The organism is Lactiplantibacillus sp. 3062 (assembly GCF_055413545.1).
In genome coordinates, this window is sequence record NZ_JBVAYE010000002.1 from 542,735 (window position 1) to 561,849 (window position 19,115).

Sequence of the window (19,115 nt, forward strand, 5' to 3'; positions counted from 1 at the left end):
ACGTAGCGACTTAATAATTGCCTTAGGCCGTCACCGGATCAACGTGCTCAGCAACAGCATGAGCAGCCGCGATTCGACCGAACGTAAAGATATCACTAAGCGAGTTACCACCTAGCCGGTTACCCGCGTGAATTCCGCCGGCTACTTCTCCCGCCGCGTATAGCCCGTCGATAATCTGACCGTCCGTATTTAAAACGTGAGCATCCGGATCAATCTTCAAGCCCCCCATCGTGTGGTGGGTTGCTGGTTTACGCGGCGTTGCGTAAAATGGTGCCACGGCAACTTTCAAATCAAAGGCTGTCTTATGAAATTCAGGATCCTCGCCGGCATCAACGTAACGATTGTAATCCGCAATCGTCTTGGTCAGGGCTGCCGGGTCCATGCCAATTTGTTGCGCTAAATCTGTCAAAGTATCAGCACGGAACAAGGTCCCATTCGCCACCTGCTGGTCAATTTTAGCTTGTGTCGTGTTGTAAGCCGTCTTTTTAATTTCATCATCGGCAATTAAATAGAAAAGACTCCCATTATCAATGGCCGCCTGAGTTAACTCATCACGACTGCCGTACTCATTGACGAACCGTTTTCCTTGCTGGTTTACCATCACAAAGTTAGCCGGTGGCACTTGGAGCCCACTGAATAATTCGCCGGTCTCCGGATCAGATACCGGCATCATTTGTGAGAAGCCCATCCCAACTAATGCTGCACCAACACTAGTCCCTAGCCGAATTCCATCACCAGTCATTGCGGGTGAATTAGTCGTCTTGACATCATCGTCGATGGCCGTCCAGTACGTATTGTACTTTTGTAACATTTTAGTATTCGCTGCGAAACCACCAGAAGCTAAAATCACCGCATCAGCATGGACAATAACTTTCTCATGAGCCGCATTAGTCGCAATGACGCCACGAACTTGCCCATCTGTCACCAGTAATTCTTTTACCGGCGTTTCCGTCATAATCGTACCACCCTGTTGTTCAACAAAGGCCCGTAAAGTCTTGATGTAAGCAAACCCTAGATCGCCCATTGGCTTATGCCCGCGCCGCCAGATGGCTCCAACTGGCATTGTCACTTGGCTTTCATCAAATTTCACACCAATCGATTGTAACCACTTGACTGAATCCAGGGCGTTATCCGTCAATTCTTTTACCAAATCATACTGACCGTGAATCTCTTGACCGTTCAAATCAGTCCGTTGACCACCTAAATAAGTTTGAATCCGATGTAACAAGGTTGAATCAAATAAGGTGCCCTTTTGATTGGTATTGGCAGTCAGGTATGCGTCAATCTGCTGTTTCAATTTACGGAAATCAGCCCGATATTCAGGTGCAATTGTACTTTCATCACGCTCACTCAGATCCTTCAACGTTTGCTTTTCACCTGGCAAAGCTACAAACTGTCGTTGCCAATCCGGATCAGCCGCATTCATGGGCCCCCCAGCGCGAACGGTATTACCACCGACAGCTGGGTATTTTTCTAGGACAACGGCTTGATGACCAGCCTGTAACACTTTGGCCGCTGCCGTCATACCAGCCCCACCAGCACCAACCACTACGACATCAGTCGTCACTTCTTTGACAGCAGGTTGAGCGACCTGCTTAGTCGCACGCCGTTTCTTCAAATCATCAGGATTGGCACCAGCTTCTTTGACCGCACGAGCGACCCCATCGATAACACCATGACTGGTAATTGAAGCCCCGGAAATCGCATCAACAGCGAGCGTTTGACCCGCAATAATCTCCTTGGGAATGCGTTCAAAAGCCACATCGGCAATCCCCTGCGTTTCACTACTGGTATCAATTTCAATATTTTCAATCCGGTCAGCGGAGAGGGTCACTCGCATTGGCAATTCGCCATTATGTCCAGTGGCCGTCACCTGATAAGTACCCGGGGCAAAGCTAAGCGCTTCTGGTGCCCGCATCTCGGCGACGATGGTCGCAAACTTCTGAAACTTTGCAAAACAACTGTCCAGAAAATCAACCGTCCCTTGCACCTTTAAATTACCTTGATCGTCAAAAGCCGTTTGGGCACGACCTAATAAGAATTCTGAACCGGGCATGACACTGGCGTTAACACCGGGAGCGTCTAAAATCTGACGCAGGTGTAGTTGCGCGCGTGACGATCCTTGGACGCTGTATGAAGCCCCAACAATCATTACTGCTTGACCATCTAATGGGTGAATTTTGAATGATAACCATTCAATAATGCTTTTCAACGCGGAAGGCACGGAATGATTGTGTTCCGGTGAGGCAATGATAACCCCGTCAGCCGTCGCAATTTTAGTGGCAAAGTTTTGAATGATGGTACTGTCAGTTTGATCATTCGATTCATCAAACATCGGGACATCAGTCAATTCTAAAATTTCGATTTCGGCTTGTGTCGCAAAATGTCGTTGCATAAATTCCAGCAACATCCGATTGTACGAATGCTGAGCATTCGTTCCAACAATTCCAACAAATTTCATGTTTATTCCTCCCCAGTCACTTGCCGCCACGAGAACTGCTTACTCTTTTCGAAAAACTGACTCGACGGCATGATTTTATTCGTTAAATCTACAAAATCAATGAATTCGCCAAACGCATTGTCTAATTCCTGAACTTTATCCGGATAAGTCAGGTCGCCCTGATCATCAAAAGCTTGTAGTGAACGGCCTAGTAAGTATTCAATATTTGGCATCACCAGTGCTTTTAATTCCGGCGCTTCTAAAATCTGGCGTAAGTGCGCTTGAGCGCGTGAGGTTCCCAGTGAGCCGTTCGAGGCCCCAACAATCATAACTGGTTTATTAATTAACGGCCGCGTGGTATATGACAGCCATTCGATTGCACTTTTTAGTACGGCCGGAATTGAATGATCATACTCCGGCGTGGCAAAGATCACGCCATCTGCTGCGGTGATCTTATCACTGAGCTGTTGAATTGCTACTGGTGCTGTTCGGTCTTCCGGTTCATTAAAAGCCGGTAAATCTTTTATTTCACAAATTTCAATCGTGGCTTGTTGCTGAAAATGCCGTTGCATATATTGCAGTAACTGCCGGTTGGTCGATTTGGTTGCATTCGTCCCAACAATCCCAACAAATTTCATAATTTCAGATCCTTTCAGGATGATTTAAACAGTCGTTTTCGACGAGTAGCTATTGAATGATTGGCCACTCTTAATACTGATTAGTGTAAGTGAAAGCGCTCTGCTTGTGAAATATTTATTTATCTATACCCCGATAACAAATTTACTATGTCGACGATTCGCGTTAAAATTAATTACGTTAAAATGGTTGGTCATAATGCTATTTGCCACTATCGCCAGGATGTTGACAGAACTTATTGAACATGTTTTGAACGTCCTTATGGCGATGCAACTAACTCAACATGACCAAATCAGCAATCAAACGAATACTCACCTAATCACAATGCGAGAGGAAGGCGCTTTATGCCAAAATCAGATTCCAGCGAAATGCGACGGTTTTTAGATGTGTTGCTCAAGCACGGCAATTTTACCCGGGCGGCTAAAGATCTCTACATTTCACAACCTTACCTCACCCAAAGCATCCGCAATGTTGAAAAAGAATTGGGCGTCACCATCATCAATCGTGAAGTCACGCCACTGCGACTGACCACGGCTGGGCGGACTTATTATCAATATTTGACGGCGCTCGAAAACGAGAAGGATTACTTTAATAAGCAAATTAGGCAATACACACATGCCAACCAGCAAGTAATTCGGCTGGGCGTCTTATCTAGCCTCGGCTATTACTTATTGCCCCTATTTTTACCTGCTTTTTTGAAAGCCCACCCGGCCACTAAGATCGAATTAACCGAAGATATCGCTAGTCGCAACGAACAGCGCGTGCTCCACGGTGAGCTGGACTTCTTAATTGGTCAAAATCCGGAAACCATCGCGCCGGGGCTTGAAAGTTATGACCGCGGTCGGGACGGGTACTACGCGATTATCCCGAACACCGTCAACTGGTACCAACCCCATCAGGCCTTCATTAATCCGGGAGCGCTACCCCTTAACGACCTGCTACAAGCGCCTCTAGTTTTGTCTCCCCACGGGTCATCGATTCGACGCCAAGTTGACTACTTATTACAAAAGCACAACGTGACACCGAATATCGTAATTGAGAGCACGAATACCGCCACCATCACCAAACTAGCCACTGCTGGACTGGGTATTACCTTTTTACCAGACAGTGTGCATACCCAGCCTGATCCAGAACGCTATAACATCTTACCTTTGCCCCAAGCGTTAATGTCCCTGAATTATTTCATTGCCTTTCCAGCCGAGCATTCACTGAACCAGGTGGAAAAAGACTTGGTGACGATCTTCTTAACCCAGTTAGAAGCCGATCTGGCACAATCGTCAACAATTTCATGATACAACAAATACCCATCTACTTAGCCGTTAAGACGGCCAATGTAGATGGGTATTTTAACAGGAACCATTATTTCAAAGACGCATCAGTTAAGATATGCTTTTCGTTGCGAAATTTTGACGCCACGCCTACAATTTAGCTAACCAATACATGCTAATCTAGTCACGAAAAGTAAGGATGGCTTATCATGATAACGAATAAATGCCGTTACGGACTGGTAGGTCTAATTTCGATAGTCCTAACGTTTGGTCTTTCCGCTTCTAATCGGCTCCGTGCGTCCTTCAACGCTATGCCGGCTATCACCTACATGTCAAAATATGGCATTATCAACCATCGCCCGCAATGGCAAGCCATGCTGCATGCGACTGATCATGGTCGCAAAATCACGTCACTGACCCAACTCAATCAAATTCTGCGCGCTGCAAATTTACATTCATTCGCCGTCGCCAATCTCCGCCAAGTTGAACATGCCACCCGTCCGACCAAGACACTGAGTGCCGGCCTCACCATCATCAATGTGCCAGCATTTTACAGCAGTCAGCACCAATTACAAAAACAGTATTGGACACAACTCCAGCACCTGATTAAACAAACTAAGCCGACAACCGATTTAATCTTAAACTTCGCAGCCAATACTGGTGGTAGTTCGGCACCGATGATTGCTGGCCTGGCCGCCATCATTCCAGACGGCACCCTCTACACCGGCATCACGAACCATCATCGCAACCGGCCGCGTGTGATGTACCATGGCCGCATCACTGGTGGACTTGGTCAAGATGACTTTAACTTTTCGCAACCAACAGCGGCCCACTTTCGTCATATTTATGCCATTATTGGTAACCAGACAGCGAGTGCCGCGGAGGTGACCATCATGGCGCTAAAACGTAACCCGCACGTTACTTTAGTTGGGCGTTCTTCCGCTGGATATACTAGTCTCAATGGTGGCGTCTTTTTAAATACCGCCGTGGCCGTCATGACGATTGGCACGCTCAAAGCGACCGTCAAAATCCATGGTCAGCAATACTTCAATAACCAGCCGTTAAAGCCAGACATACCAACGTTATATCAGCCATTGGCACCATTACAATTAGGACAATCGCCCCATTTAGATGCCGACTTTCTGTCCGAGTTACGAACCATCATGAAGCACTACCACTGACACCCCGTCCTTTCAGCTTCAACTACTAGATTCACAAACTTCAGCCTAGTCAATCGGCACTATTGTGATTCAGTTGGCCGTTCAGCTGCACTAAAAAATCAGCTTACGCAGCCACCGCCATCCCCAAATTACAATTGTAATCAGAATAGCTGTGACCAGCCAAGCAACTAACACGATACCAATACTGACGGTAGCTGCCAGTGCACGGTTCGCCATCTTCACAGTTGCCATACCAGGCACACTCTCAGGCCGCAGTACACCGTAAGCGACTAAGCGCATTGCAATCAAAACGGTACTATAACTCGCACCAAGTTGCCAAGCTGGCCGAGCCGCGCCATCTTCTTCACTCTCGTCTTCATCTTCTTCATAGTCGTCCGCCGGATCAAACCGTCGGGCCCACTGTTCAGTTGTCAACGGATCTGCTAAATCCCAGTGTTGCCAGGCATCCGCCCAGTTGGCTGTCGTCTCATCATTGAGCGTGTCATCGAGCGTGCGTTGCATCAATTTATTCTGCAAAGTTGCCTTGGCAGTCAAATCACCGTCCCACTCAAGCTGATCAAAGAACTCAATCGCTAACGACAAGCCCTGCATGAGCGTAATTGCGGCCGGATCAATCTGACTTTTCGCCACAAGCTGTGACCATTGCGCGTCCAAATCTCGATCAGCACTTTTTTGCCATTGTTCAAGTTGATTAACCAATTCAAAAATCTCAAAAGAGTCCTCAGTATCCTGGTACTTATCGAAAAAGGCCCACATCACGGCTGGTAATTGTTCAGCAGTCAACGTCAGCGGGGCGGCAGACTCCGGATGCATGCTCTGACGATGTGCACGCCACACTTGCCACCCGGCACCACTGACCTGAGTGGCCGCCCGTTTACCAATTTCTTGCAGATATTCCTGATCTTGTGCCTGCAAAAACGCGTTCATCGCTGCATAGGCTTGAACTTCTTCTAATTGACGTTCTGGTCGTACCCCAGCTGGTAGCACTAATTCGTCATCTCCGTCGGTCTCATCAACTTCATGTTCAGCATGATCATTGGGCGTAAGCACGGCCCTAACTGCCCGCTTCCATGCTTGCCACATTGGATCATCCGCCGTTACCTCATAAATTGCCCCGGCTTGCATCCGATTTAGTAGTGACTTGACGGCGTCATCGATTTCATCGTCGTCAAATTCATCCTCAAGTCCCAGATAGCTAGTTTCCAACCAACAATCCGCGAGCCAATAAAATGTCGTTACATATGCTTCGTGTTCGTTCATCCCGATAATCTCCCCTAATGCGTGCAATTTTAAATCATTTGTCTCTGTGACGGTCCCGTCACGTGCCACAGTTGCCGGATTATCGTTTAATCAATCAGTCTGGCCGCTAGATTACGCGCATCGTGCACGCCAATACTGCTCAACGTGCCCTAATTCAACACGTATGCAATGGTCAACGATAACAACTAATCACTCGTAGTAACTTATCATGTCAGGATATTAATTGCAATTAAAATTTTTATTTTATCTTTAATGACGGCCCACGCTAATTAATGGTGCACCGTCTCACCCACCCCAATGGAATTCGTCATCAAAAATAAAGGTCACAAAAAGAACTGTTAAAATCATTGATTTCAACAGTTCTTTCAAACACCGTATCGATTTAGTTAGTTTTGTTCGTCTGGTAATTCGCCCTTCGTTTGATCACCAGTTGGCCGGTAAAAATTACGACCATCCATAGCAAAGATCCGCTCCGTATACGTGCCCGGCTCTGCGTGTCCAAGTGAAGTCTGCATCATTTGAATCGACGCGTCCAACTCGTCCAAGTCATGTAAGATTTCAGCTTCCATAATATGGGGCCGAACGGGTGACCCATATTCTAACAAACCATGGTGCGCAAGAATCGTATGCCGCAAGACTAAAACAGATTCCGACTGCTCGTCAATTTTCAACTGTTGACAAGTCTCCACGATTTGTTCATCGATCAGGACAATGTGACCGACCAAGTTCCCTGCCAACGTATAAGTCGTCGAGACCGGCCCCGACATTTCAATCGTCTTACCCATGTCGTGCAAAATCGCACCGGCATATAGTAAGGCCCGGTTAACGTGGGGATACTGATCGGCAACTGCCTTAGCTAAGCGCAAAATTGATAACGTGTGATAAGCTAAGCCACCGGCGAACGCGTGATGATTTTTCTTCGCCGCGGGATAGCTAAAGAACCGGTCATGAAATGTCGTTAACATGTGGCGAACAATTCGATTCCAATTAGGTTCAGTAATTTCAAAGACAAACTGATTGATTTCATCCGCCATCGTGTCGGTCTTTAGTGGTGCGTGTTCCACAAATTGTTGCACTTCTTGCGGTTCGCCACTATGAGTGAGCCGCATTTGTTGAATTTTGATTTGCGGATTACCCTGATAGTTTTCGCGTTTACCTTTCAGATGAACGATCCGACCTGCCTGAAAGTTTTCGACATCTGTATCGCTTGCATCCCAAAACTTCCCGGAAATCTCGCCGGAAGTATCCTGAAAATTAATGGCTAAAAACTTCTTGCCGTTCTTGGCGATGCGAACTTCCGAATCTTTCAACAAAAAATAGCCATCCACGGTTTCATCTAATTGATAATCAAATAACTTCTTTGCCATGTTATCCCCCCTAGGTTAACTGCTGTACAGTCGCTGTCTTCAGTTGGGTCAGTGCCGCTGTCTCATTCGTAAAGTAGAGCACTTGATGATGCTGAGCAACTGCTGCTAAGACTTGCCAAGCAGCTTGCTTACGTTGCTCATCAAAATTCACCAAGCCATCATCAATCATTAGTGGTAGCTGAGCTGCTTGGCCCAAATGATTGATCAACGCTAGCCGTAAAGCCAAGTACAACTGTTCCTTAGTCGCCGTTGAAAGTTCCGCGACCATGAACTGCGTTGTTGCCGTCTTCACAACCATTTCATCACCGTCTAAGTCAATCTTATTATACCGCTGTGCCGTTAATTGCGCGAAAATCGTGGTTGCTGCGGCCAAAACAGTTGGTAATTGCTGTTGTGTCAATGCCTGCAGCGCCGTATCGATCCAGTTCGCACCCAACTGCCGCGTTAGCCATTGACGTGCCATGACTGTGATTTCCGTTTGTAGATCCGCCTGTTGCTGACGTAGCGTAGCGTACTGGCCATCCGCCGTCAACTCTTGGAGTTGTGCTTGCGCCGTGGCAATGTCCGTAGCTAACTGTGTCAGTTGCTGCGCCGTTTGGGTACGTTGTTGCCGTCTTTCAGCCAGTACCGCTTGCAACGCTTCAAGCGACGTATACTGCTTTAACGCCGATAGCTCAGCAGAACTGAGTTGTTGCTGTAATTGTTGACGACTCGTGGCGTTGGCCGTTTGCTTTTCGGCATCACTAACCGCTTGCGTCAACGCGTCTACATCCGCTAAACCGTTGGTCGTTGCTAACGCCTGTAGCTGCTCGGTCAGATTACGGACCTGCTGCGTCAACTGCTGGACTTGCCGCTGGACAAAGGCAAAGTCGGGGCCGGACATGGTCTGCTGTTGCATCACTTGATGGACTTGATCATAGAATTGGGCAATTCGAGTAACACTTGTCGTTAAATGATCCTGATCAACAGGAATCCATCCTGCCGCAAATTGATAAGGCTGAATCAATTGCCAGAGTTTGGCAGCCTGTGTTGCTAATGCTTGATCAGCAGTCGTGACCGCAGCTTGTGCGCGTTGCAGTGCCGCGACTAGTTCCAATTGCTGTAAGGCTTCACTGGCAGTCAGATTCGGTGCCAGACCAGCAGCCACTAATTGGTCTGATAAGTGGTCGGTTGCTTGCACCGGTTTACCCTGACTACGGGTCATCCCAAACCAACCAAGTAGGGCCACACCTGCTAACATCAAGATCCATTTAAAGCCGCCTAATGGTAGCAATAATCCCGCGACAATCCCGATTGCACCACCAATCAAGCGCCAATCAAGCGATGGACTATTCGGGGCCGGATGTTGGCGACGCGTGTTCGCCGTCGCTGCCAACGTCGCCTTCAAGGTCTCGATTGCGGCCTGTTTGTGCGGAGAGAGGCAACCTAACAGCTCAGGATGTGCATTACTTTGCGCTTGAAAATCAGCCTTGGCAGCACTTCCCTGCTGGGTCAACGTTTGGTATTGGCCTAAGGTTTGTTGCAGGGTTGGTAACTGAGCTTCTAATTGGTCAAACTGGTCTTGATGTTGGACGTAGAAGCCAACTAGTCCTTGAGATTGTGTATCAACTGGTTGCTGACTTAATTGCTGACGTGCACTCGCCAAGGCGTGTTGCAATTCCGTTCGCTGTTGGCTTAATTGTTGATAGCGTGTCCTAGTCGCCGTAGTTAGTGTCGTCGTCATATTAGTGGCTTGCAGTTGCTGCAATTGTTGATAGACCGGCCACTGATTTCGTAAATTGGCGAGCTGTTGCTGTTCATGATCCAACTTGGTTAAATCACGTTGGGTACTTGTCCGTTGTGCCTGCAAATCCAGCAATCGATTTTGTAATGTTTCGTATTCTGGGTACCGTTGCTTGGCCGCCTTGACCTGTTCTGTCAACATGCGATAGTGCTGCAATGCTTGATTCAACCTGGGTTTGCGGCCGCGGGGCTTATATAACGCCTCCGCATCTGTCCGTAACGTAGTCGCCGTTTCTCGCCATGGTGCACTGCCCACCAATCCGACTTGTTGTAATTGCACGTTCAAATCGCTGGCGTGCATAGTTTTGAGCACCGTCAATTCAGCCTGGTTAAACGTAAACAATCGCAAATACTGGTCACGATCATAAGGCGCTAACCACTTGTCAAGTAAGGCCAGCGGTTGAGCGGCCTGCGTCTGCACGTTCACCAAGGTAGCGGGTTGATCACCTAACCGGGTCAACCGGTATGTCGTCTCGTCAACCACTAGCTCTATCGAACCACCGTACTGATTCGTACCTTGTGGTTCATGGCGTTCAAGTGGGTGACGGCGGGAGGGAAAACCAAATAACATGCCGAGAATAAAGGCCCGCATTGTTGATTTACCACTTTCATTGAGGCCGTAAATCACTTGAAGCCCATCACCAAACTCGAACTGCTGCTGTTGAAATTTGCCAAAGCCCGCAATTTCAAGACGCTTAATCTGCATCATCATTCACCCCCGTCGTTAAATGGTACTGATCATTTAAGAGTCGCACCACTTGTTGTTGCCAAGCAGTGGGTGACATATCTTCCAGCAACGCGGTGTTCAGAAAGTCTTCATCCAAGAGTTTGCCTGCAAGTTCAGCGACTGCTTGATCGGTCACGACCTGCTCACCAACTTGTTGCCAGGTCGTCGCGTTAATACCAAACAAGGGGGTCATCGTATCCGTCGTTGCTTGCTCAATCGCAACCGGCCACCAATGTTCATTTGCCTGTTCCTGCAACTGGGCTAGAATGGCCCCCTGATTTAAGGCTAATTCCGCCATCGCACTCAGTTGAAGACTAGCTGGTAACGTAATCGTTACTAATTTTAAGCCGGTAACCATCTTCAATGATAATTGATCAGCTAACTGATGGACGATATGTGAACGGGACATGGGTTCTGGACTAGTGAGCGTTGGCGTCCAATCCGCCCATTCAATATCAGTCAAGGCGTGAAATACTGGTTGCAAGGTCTGATCGGCCTGGCTATTCACAATGAGGCACCCCTTCGCCCCAGTTTCACCGCGATGGCGCCCCTGCGTGTTGCCGGCATATACGATTGGTGGTTGCGAATTGAGCGTTTGCCGCTGATGAATATGACCAAGTGCCCAATAATCATAATGTTTCGTTAATAATTCACTAACGTTGAACGGGGCGTAGTGGTCACCCGCCACACCAATCTGACCGTGCAAGGTACCAATCTGATAATCAACGCCCGTGGCTTTAACAGGATAATCATCAACTGGGTCCGTCGTCACCCACCGCTGCGCATAGCTAAACCCACTAATCGCGACCCGTTCTTGTGCCACAGTCGTTAAGGTAGCCGTTGTTACCTGCGGGCCAAACACGTGCACATTGGCCGGAAAGTGCCAGCGACTTAAATCCGCTTGAAAATCATGGTTACCGAACGATAGCAGCACCGGAATCGAAGCCGTATTCAACCGCGCTAGCGCCGTCATCAGTGCCGCCTGGGCCTGAACACTTTGGCCCTGTTGGTCAAACAAGTCACCAACGAGCAGGACGAAATCGACTTGCTCAGCCACCGCCAAATCGACTAGTCGGCTGAGTGCCCTCAGTGGTGCCGTCACTAACCGTTCCTGCAAAGCTGGTGTTAAGCCACTCAGTCCTTGAAACGGTGTATCTAAATGTAAATCTGCCGCGTGTAGAAATTTCATGATAACCCCCACTAAAAAAGGGGCAATCACGGAACAGATTCCGTCATTGCCCCTCGATCCTTAATTTACTTAGTTCTGGTATAATTCTTGAACTGGTTTAGTGATAATTTGATTTAAATCATTCATCAATTGGTTCAAGTTACGTTCTTTACCCATTAAGGACTTAATTTCGTCAACGTTGCCAACCTTATCAGCTAAATCATGGGCCTTTTGAACTTCGTCATCCGTCAATTCTTCCCCATTCATCTGCTTTTGTGACAATTGCATCTGAACTTCTTGAAAGTCCTTAAACAGTGAAAAGGCACTGTCATTGGTCTTCATCGTGTCATAAGCGACCTTTAATTCCTTGAATTCTTTAGTCTGACGTAATTCTTGTTCCAATTGGTTCGCAGTATCGTAAATATTTACGGCCATCGTGAGTTCCTCCTCGAAGTATGTGTCGTCATTATTTTAGCATTTTTAACGGAACTTGAATAGCATTAGTACGTTCAGAAGCTAGCTTTACTAGTTGCCAAGGAAACTTTTGGCTTTGGAGAACCAGTCTTTAGCCTTGTTCTTAACTGCATTAGCGCCCTTCTCAACGTTTTCCCATACGGATGATCCACTATCAGAACTATCCGAATCACTACTATTAGATTCGGTTGCCAGCGTCGCAGCATCCTTCGTACCAAAACTAGTATTATTCGTATTCGGCAAAATATTTTGTAATTCATTCTTGAATAACGAGGAAAGTTGATTTTCAGATAAACTCTTCAAATAATGAGTACTGTTCGTCGTATCAAATCCGATCCAGGTCGTGACCACAATGTCCGGGGTATAAGCAATCATCCACTGATCCTTCGTTCCCGAACCCGTACTGTAATCAGCCTGCGTACTCCCAGTCTTACCAGCAACCGAGTATCCATACGGCTTGGCCGCAGCCCCGGTCCCACTATTGTACGTGCCAAGCATCATACTGGTCATTTCTTTAGCAACGCTGGCGGACATAATTTTCTTCGTCTTAGTCTTCGTATTATCGACAACGACATTGCCACTAGCATCGACAATTTTCGTAATAAAGTGGGCCGTCGTTTTCTTACCACCATTCGCAAACGCTGTATAGGCACTGGTCATTTGAGCGGGTGATACCCCCGTCGTCAAACCACCTAAGGCAAGTGCCAGGTTATCATCCGACTTGGTAACTGGTAAGCCAAACTTTTTCACCGATTGATACCCTTTATTCACACCAATTTTATTCAATAACCAAACCGCCGGAATATTCATACTTTGCGATAACGCGGTATACATTGGGACCGATTTACTATAAACATTATCATAGTTTTTGGGCGCATATTTATTGGCCCCAAAAGTTTGCTTCTTATTAGAAAGGTTCGAATCATACGTATAACCATTTTGTAGTGCTGGTGTATACACTGCCAACGGTTTGATCGTCGAACCCGGCTGCCGCTTAATCTGAGTCGCACGGTTAAAGCCCCGGAAGACGTGTTTGCCCCGACCACCGACTACGGCTAACACACCACCCGTCGACGGATCAACCGCAATTGAGGCCCCTTGGACCTTCGTACCATCGTCCGCGTTGGCCGGGAACAACGTACTATCCTTAAAAGAATCTTGCATCTGTGTCTGATCATCTTGATCAAGCGACGTATAAATCTTATAGCCCCGATTCATAATGTCAGATTCCGTTAGCCCGTACTTATTAATTGCTTCATCAATCACCGCATCGAAATAATATGGATAATTATAACCACTTTCATAATGGTAGTTATTCGTCAGCGTCATCGCCTTTTGCGAATAAAGCTTATACTCACTTTTGGAAAGCTTATTATTAGCGACCATGTTATTCAAGACGACGTTTCGACGAGCCGTAGACGCTTTCGGATGATTGATTGGATCATAACCACTGGGCGAGCTCAGCATTCCGGCCAAGGTCGCCGCCTGGTCAACAGACAACTCTGACGCGTGTACGCCAAAATATCGTTCAGACGCATCCTCAGCTCCCCAGACACCGTGGCCGAAATAAGCGTTATTCAAATACATCGCTAAAATTTGGCCCTTAGAATAGACATTTTCAGTTTCAATCGCCAAAAAGATTTCCCGAAACTTACGTGAGAAGGTCTGTTGTTGTGTTAGGTAGGCGTTTTTGACCAATTGTTGCGTCAACGTACTCCCACCACCACTAATGTAGTCACGGCCAAGTATCTTATTGATAACGAGCAGGACAAATGCCCGCCCGATTCCTTTGACTGAGAAACCATGTTCTTTATAGAAATTACGGTCTTCAGTCGAAATTACCGCGTTCTGTAAGTTTTTTGAAATACTACTCAAATGGACATAGGTTCCCTTTTGTGAATAGAGTGAACCGGCCTTTTTATTGTCCTTATCATAGATTTCAGTTGTCTTTTCTAGCTCCGCCTGTAAATTACCAACTTTAGCCGTCTTGGCTTCATAAGTTAAATAGGCACTCCCAATTAAGATGACGGTCAAGACGAGTACAATTAGCCACCGTGTGATTTGTCGCCGGTGCCATTGGTAGCCGACGACGGCAGCGAATCGCTGCCAATAGGGTGCTAACCAATTGCCAATGACTCGTAAGCCGTCTTTGATCGTGGCCCAAAAACCATTTTTTTGCATAATCTTCCCCTTGTTCAGCCGACGCACCTGTCACAACGTCCGCGTTACTTGTTAGCTTTTACAATTGTATCATAAATTTTCCGATGCTCAGTAATTGACCACAACCTTGAAAAAATCTTCAACAATCAAACGCAACTCATTTTGTAGATAACCCGATGTTTGCCAGTTGTTGCCGAAATCACTGATTTAGGCCACGTGTTGTAACCAGATTAAAGGTCACTACGATAAAACGGCCATAAACAAAAAAAGCTTCCGAGCCGTCCATATGACATACTTGAAAGCTAGCTCAGCCATTACTTGCGCCGGACACCCCGGCGGTTAGCGTTGAGCTCATTTTGTTGTTGTTTAAATTTATCGAAGGTCGCATCGCGTTGTTTTTGATTCTTTCGAGGCGCCCGTTTCTTCGTATATTTCATATCTCACACCTCTTTTAATGACAATAATCATACCGTGAACGACGGCCTAGTGCAACCAATTAGACTGCTCACCACAGTCAGTCTTCATTACTAATGTGACTAGCAAAGGATTCGTATAGCTGCTTTGCCACCGTCGTATTCGGACTCACGACAAAGATCGTGTCGTGACCAGCCAAGGTCCCACTCACTTCTGGCAAGTTCAAATCATCAATGATCGCCGCCAATAGATTCCCATTACTCGGTAACGTATGAATAATATTCATGAATTCAACACGGTCAATGCTCGTCACCACATCGTGTAGCGTTTCAAATAGCCGGTCCTGTTCATTTTTGTTAGTTGTTTTAAAAATCGCGTACCGCGTCTGACCGTGCTCATCCGGCGTCTTAACGATCTGCATCTCTCGGATATCGCGCGAAATCGTCGCTTGCGTCGCAGCAATGCCCTCTGCTTTAAGCTTAGCCATCAATTCTTCCTGGGTAGCGATCGGATATTCACTAATTAATTGTTCGATAACTGCTTGGCGCTCTGACTTTTTCATGTCGCGAAACCTCCCCAAATCTTGTAATGAATACATTATAGCAAATATTCACTTGGCAAACTACGCACAGAACTTCAAAAAGCACATTTTCCGCCACTATTAGGAAAATGTGCTTAAACAAATTTGTATAATTATTTAAAAGTAATGAGTCAACCACGGTTACCAGTCCACTAGTAACTAATCAAAGCGGCGTAAATATTGCCCTAATAAATCCAGACCCCGTTGTAACGTCGGCGTATCCGTACAGTAACCTAAACGGGCGTGCCCCGGAATATCGAAACGTGAACCAGGCACTAATAAAACACCGGTATCCCGCAGTAATTGTTGACAGAACGTCTCATCATCGATCGGTACTATTAGTTTAATACACGACACTGAAATGCCATGTGGCGTAATCAATTCGACCCGCGGTTCCTGTGCGACCCACTCTGTCAGAATTTTGAGGTTGCGACTGACTAGCTCCCGATTTCGCGCCAGAACGCGTTGGCGGTGCGCTAAAATTCTAACGGCCAGTTGGTCATTCAAAACGCCCCCGCAGATCATCGTATAATCACGATACTTCCGAAAAATATCAGCAATGGCTTGACTAGGTGTCGCCGTCCACCCGATCCGGATACCAGGCGCTGAATAGGTCTTGGATAAACTGTTGACCGCAATTCCACGCTCGTATAAATCGGCAATTGAGACGAACGGGGTTTCATCCAGTGGCTCGTAGACCTCATCGGCCAAAACGTACGCTCCAACTGAGCGAGCTAATGTGACGACCTGTTCTAACAGTGTTCGATCTAGTAAACTCCCAGTCGGATTGATGGCATTATTGAGTAAAATCATCTTTGTTTCCGGCCGGATCAAGCGTTGCAGTTCCATAATATCCGGCAACCAGCCCGCTGACTCATGAATATGCCAATAATCAACCGTAGCGCCCAATGACTTGGGAATATCATACAGCTGCTGATAACTCGGGTACAGTGCAATCACGTGATCGCCGGGTTCCACCAAACTATAGATTGCTAAATGATTAGCCCCGGTCGCCCCATTTGTTTGGAGAACATTGGCTGCTGGCACTTGCTCGTATAACTGACTAACGAGTTCTTTAAATCGTGGTGAGCCCTCGATCCAGCCATAATCCAGCCGGGCCGCCCCTAGTTCTTCGTAAAAATCCTGTGGTGCTTGTTGGTCGTCTAAAGCCGCAATTTCTGCCATCGTTAAGGCTGCGATTGAGCTTTGACTAATATCGGTGGTTGCTTCACGCTCATGTGCGTTTAACCAGGCCTCCACTCCGAAACCAGCAATCTTCATGCGTATCGTCCCTCTCATAAAAAGTCCAATACGACTAGCATACCGATTGTCAGAGGTAACCGCAACTATATTTTCGTGATGAAGGTTGCTAGCAACTTCACGCCGTATAGAATAATGATGCCACCACAGATTCGATTGATCCAGAGTAGGACTCGTGGTTGCATGAGATGTTTAAACTTACTGATCAAGCTGGTCAGACCGATGAACCAAATAATGGATGCTAGGATGACCCCCAACATAAAGAAATGGGTCAGTGCCGCCGGGATTGACACCCGAAACGCCACCAACAACACGGAACCATCAATCAGTGCTTGCGGATTCAGCCATGCTACCGAAAAAGCGGTCAGAATCGCTGCTTTATATGAAAAGTCCGCGTCGAGGGTCCCCATTGCCGTGGCCTTTTGCCGCAACAGATTCCAGCCAATGTAAAAGACCAATAAACTCCCAATCAACAACACCCCTAATTCGAGCCAGGGAGTGGTCTGCAACAATCGGCCCACCCCATAAAAGCAAGCCAGGGAGAGCGACGTATCGAACGCAATTACAATTAAAGCCACCCGCAATGCCCGTTGCAATGGTTGTTCAATAGCTGTCGAAACCACAAATAAGTTTTGCATCCCGATTGGTGCAATGTAAACAATTCCAAATAATAATCCTTGTAAAAACACTTGCATGTTTTGACCTCCTTAAGACCAGCCAATTCGATTCTTTTACCAACCAATTATCGTTTAATCAATTGGTCATATCCGACTAGCTTTTAATTCAGAGATGATTATAATAGAGATAATTTCATTTGTAGCCAACCAATTTAACAATTTTCACCCAACCACCTGAATCAATCATCAAACTTCTGGCTAGTAGAATGACAGCTTAATTCGCCCGCATGGGCACTCAGGAGGCGTTTGCCATGGCAATTTTAACGATCAACTGGCAACCAAATAAACAGGTCAGCACACCAATTTACCAACAAATTACTAACTATTTTCAAGAACAAATCGCTAAAGGCAATTGGGCCGTTGGGGCTAAGCTTCCTGCGCAGCGTAAACTGGCCGAACAATTCGGCGTGAATCGTAGCACCCTAATTACGGCACTTGATGAACTAATGGCAGTCGGCTTAATTACGAGCAATCCAGGCTCTGGGATGGTTATTTCCGGTAACCATTGGTCCAGCTTATTGGCGGAACACGTCAACTGGTCGCAATATGTTAAAGCAGGCCAATTCAAGCCCAATTCCCACGCGCTCCAAAAAATCAACCAATTTGAAACCGATGCGGTTATTCGTTTAAGTACGGGTGAACCCGCACCAGAACAATTTCCCCGTCCACTTTTTCAACGGGCCTTTGCACATCTAGGCGAACAGTTAACGAGTTTGAACTATACCGAGCCTGCGGGCATTTTGGCTTTGCGACAACAAATTGCACGTCACTTGGAAAAAGTTGGGATTCATACCCATCCGGAAAACATTCTGATTACTTCCGGATCATTACAAGCGCTCCAACTGGTCTCAATGTCACTATTTCCCAAAGATGCCACCATCTACACGGAAGCACCTACTTATGTCAAATCTTTACACGTCTTTCAATCGGCCCACACCCATCTCGCTGGCATCCCGATGGACAGTCAGGGCTTGGCGTACTGGCAGATGAACGCCCCCATTCAGGGACACCATGCCATTCTTTACACGATTCCGACATTCAATAACCCGACTGGAATCGTCATGAGTGCCGAGCGACGTCAACAGGTCTTACAAACCGCACAAGAACACCGCTTACCAATCTTAGAAGACGCCGCTTATCAAGATGTCTGGTTCGATCAGCAGCCGCCACAGCCACTGAAGGCACTCGATAAGACTGGCAACGTTATTTATTTTGGTAGCATCTCAAAGTCCCTTGCACCGGGATTACGCATCGGCTGGACGGTGGCCGCCAAACCGGTCATCGATCGCTTGACTGACGTGCGCATGCAAACCGATTACGGCGCTAGCTCACTGTCACAACTTGTACTGGCAGAAATCTTAGCTGATCCTGAATATGAAACGTATCAAGCTGATTTCCGGTCCGTACTTGTCAAGAAGGCCGCGGCGGCAGAACAAATTCTGCATCATTACTGGGACGATTTTGCGACTTGGCAGACGCCCACGGGTGGCTTTTATCTGTGGGTCCGCTTAGCCGACAACATTAATATTCCCAAATTATTCGACCTTGCCACTGCGCACAACGTTCTCTTCAACCCTGGTAGTATCTACGATTTCCAGCCGAATCAGTACATTCGTCTGAGCTTTTCTTATGAATCCAGCGACCGCTTTGAACAGGGGATTAAAATTCTAACTGATTTAATTCACGCCAATTTTAACGTTTAATCAAGTAAAGATTTCGTT

General features: G+C 46.9%; 15 protein-coding genes. 3 read left to right on the forward strand and 12 right to left on the reverse strand.

Annotated features, from left to right (window positions below; all coding sequences use genetic code 11):
• Positions 1 to 22 precede the first annotated feature (22 nt).
• The gene (locus tag ACWQAU_RS05595; RefSeq protein WP_022638021.1) at positions 23 to 2,461 is read right to left on the reverse strand and encodes a flavocytochrome c; all 2,439 of its coding nucleotides are present in this window, start codon (positions 2,459 to 2,461) and stop codon (positions 23 to 25) included.
• Between the two features lie 2 nt (positions 2,462 to 2,463).
• Positions 2,464 to 3,078: an NADPH-dependent FMN reductase gene (locus ACWQAU_RS05600; protein WP_003643097.1), complete on the reverse strand. Its 615-nt coding sequence runs from the start codon at positions 3,076 to 3,078 to the stop codon at positions 2,464 to 2,466.
• 342 nt (positions 3,079 to 3,420) lie between these two features.
• On the opposite strand from ACWQAU_RS05600, the gene ACWQAU_RS05605 reads away from it, so the two are divergent.
• Together ACWQAU_RS05605 and ACWQAU_RS05610 are read left to right on the forward strand one after the other, a co-directional pair.
• Positions 3,421 to 4,368: a LysR family transcriptional regulator gene (locus ACWQAU_RS05605; protein WP_003643099.1), complete on the forward strand. Its 948-nt coding sequence runs from the start codon at positions 3,421 to 3,423 to the stop codon at positions 4,366 to 4,368.
• Between the two features lie 185 nt (positions 4,369 to 4,553).
• Positions 4,554 to 5,525 carry a S41 family peptidase gene (locus ACWQAU_RS05610; RefSeq protein WP_013355468.1) on the forward strand — a complete coding sequence of 324 codons (972 nt, stop codon included), beginning with the start codon at positions 4,554 to 4,556 and terminating at the stop codon, positions 5,523 to 5,525.
• A 90-nt stretch (positions 5,526 to 5,615) separates the two neighbouring features.
• Here ACWQAU_RS05610 and ACWQAU_RS05615 read toward each other — a convergent pair whose 3' ends face one another.
• From ACWQAU_RS05615 to ACWQAU_RS05660, 10 genes are all read right to left on the reverse strand, one after another.
• The gene (locus tag ACWQAU_RS05615; protein ID WP_013355467.1) at positions 5,616 to 6,854 is read right to left on the reverse strand and encodes a hypothetical protein; all 1,239 of its coding nucleotides are present in this window, start codon (positions 6,852 to 6,854) and stop codon (positions 5,616 to 5,618) included.
• Positions 6,855 to 7,171: 317 nt separating this feature from the next.
• Positions 7,172 to 8,152, reverse strand: a complete 981-nt coding sequence (locus tag ACWQAU_RS05620) for a 3'-5' exoribonuclease YhaM family protein (protein ID WP_003643103.1) — start codon at positions 8,150 to 8,152, stop codon at positions 7,172 to 7,174.
• Between the two features lie 10 nt (positions 8,153 to 8,162).
• Positions 8,163 to 10,643 carry an ATP-binding protein gene (locus ACWQAU_RS05625; RefSeq protein WP_013355466.1) on the reverse strand — a complete coding sequence of 827 codons (2,481 nt, stop codon included), beginning with the start codon at positions 10,641 to 10,643 and terminating at the stop codon, positions 8,163 to 8,165.
• Positions 10,630 to 11,850, reverse strand: a complete 1,221-nt coding sequence (locus tag ACWQAU_RS05630; protein WP_003645226.1) for a metallophosphoesterase family protein — start codon at positions 11,848 to 11,850, stop codon at positions 10,630 to 10,632. The genes ACWQAU_RS05625 and ACWQAU_RS05630 overlap by 14 nt, the downstream gene beginning before the upstream one ends.
• Positions 11,851 to 11,919: 69 nt before the next feature.
• Positions 11,920 to 12,264, reverse strand: coding sequence for a YlbF/YmcA family competence regulator (locus tag ACWQAU_RS05635; protein WP_003643106.1), 345 nt, complete (start codon positions 12,262 to 12,264; stop codon positions 11,920 to 11,922).
• A 90-nt stretch (positions 12,265 to 12,354) separates the two neighbouring features.
• Positions 12,355 to 14,484: a transglycosylase domain-containing protein gene (locus ACWQAU_RS05640; protein ID WP_003643108.1), complete on the reverse strand. Its 2,130-nt coding sequence runs from the start codon at positions 14,482 to 14,484 to the stop codon at positions 12,355 to 12,357.
• A 293-nt stretch (positions 14,485 to 14,777) separates the two neighbouring features.
• Positions 14,778 to 14,900: a hypothetical protein gene (locus ACWQAU_RS05645; protein WP_003643109.1), complete on the reverse strand. Its 123-nt coding sequence runs from the start codon at positions 14,898 to 14,900 to the stop codon at positions 14,778 to 14,780.
• 77 nt (positions 14,901 to 14,977) lie between these two features.
• Entirely contained in the window at positions 14,978 to 15,439 is a 462-nt protein-coding gene (gene argR / locus ACWQAU_RS05650; RefSeq protein ID WP_003644266.1) for an arginine repressor, read from the reverse strand.
• Positions 15,440 to 15,616: 177 nt separating this feature from the next.
• A complete protein-coding gene (locus tag ACWQAU_RS05655) occupies positions 15,617 to 16,738 on the reverse strand; it encodes an aminotransferase (protein WP_013355465.1) in 1,122 nt (373 codons plus the stop codon).
• Between the two features lie 65 nt (positions 16,739 to 16,803).
• Positions 16,804 to 17,412: a LysE/ArgO family amino acid transporter gene (locus ACWQAU_RS05660; protein ID WP_022638026.1), complete on the reverse strand. Its 609-nt coding sequence runs from the start codon at positions 17,410 to 17,412 to the stop codon at positions 16,804 to 16,806.
• A gap of 233 nt (positions 17,413 to 17,645) precedes the next feature.
• On the opposite strand from ACWQAU_RS05660, the gene ACWQAU_RS05665 reads away from it, so the two are divergent.
• A complete protein-coding gene (locus ACWQAU_RS05665) occupies positions 17,646 to 19,097 on the forward strand; it encodes an aminotransferase-like domain-containing protein (RefSeq protein ID WP_003644264.1) in 1,452 nt (483 codons plus the stop codon).
• The last annotated feature ends 18 nt before the right edge of the window (positions 19,098 to 19,115 follow it).